This is a genomic window from Vibrio sp. YT-17 (assembly GCF_033337375.1).
Classification (GTDB): Bacteria; Pseudomonadota; Gammaproteobacteria; order Enterobacterales; family Vibrionaceae; genus Vibrio; species Vibrio alginolyticus.
This window is the reverse complement of record NZ_JAWOQP010000095.1, coordinates 1-892: the sequence shown is the minus strand read 5'-3', so window position 1 is coordinate 892 and position 892 is coordinate 1. Positions and strand designations below refer to the sequence as shown.

The 892-nt window shown below is 42.6% G+C and carries 1 protein-coding gene; it reads left to right on the top strand.

The features are described from left to right. Positions 1–436: 436 nt before the first annotated feature. A partial coding sequence (locus R7F67_RS24105) for a hypothetical protein (protein WP_318057447.1) occupies positions 437–892 on the top strand: 456 nt, incomplete at its 3' end.

The following is an 892-nucleotide window of genomic DNA, read 5'->3' as shown; positions in this document are numbered from 1 at the left end:
TTCTACACCGTGTTCGTGCTGATGATGTTCAACTTTCTCTGTGACTTGCGCTACTGGCTCGCTCATTGCGAACGCAGCAGTGCTGCTCAAGGTTGCCGCAATCGCGACGCTGAGGGTTTTCAGTTCCATCTTTGTTCTTCTATATAATGTGTTCCTTAAATGCCGATACCACGTGACATCACTTCGTGCTCTTTTCACAACAAAGAGCATCCTCATATAAATCTGATTGAGCTTTAAAATAAACAATTCATTAACAAACAAATTTAGCGGTATCACTTTTTAGTACCCAATTCGCCACACTACGAACTTTATTAAAATCGATTTGCTCAATAGACTTTGATGAACTAGCACTTAAAGACGCTACAACGAAGGATTTTGGCGTTATGAAAAAACCAAGCTACACTGTCGCTCTCCCAACATATTTAGAATGAAATCTATGACCGATGCCGATATCGAACTTCAGCACCTGTGGTTAGAAATCCAAACGCAACGCTGGCAAAACGTGTCCCGTTTTTTATTCAGTTACTACTGTTATAAAAACAATTTAGTAAATAAAAACAACAAGGTTTGTTGGGAAACAGCCCGTGATGTGTTGCCAGCCTCTATCAGCCTTAAAACTCGTAGACAGGCGGTTATTGAGCCTTTAGTTCCTGAAGAAACCGTGGTTGGTTTGCTCAAAGCCATCAGTAAAGATGGAGAGATGACGTGTGATGTGATGACGGCTACGCTTAACGCGTTTTTGCACTATGTGGTGATCAGCAAACAGGAGAAGCTACAGCTTAAACCTAACATGCCAGCGAGCTGGTATCAGCAGCATCACAGGTCTGTATTCGCCCGTTTTGAGCAAGCGGGAATAGAATTCAACAAATCAAATAACGCCCCTGTCGAGCCG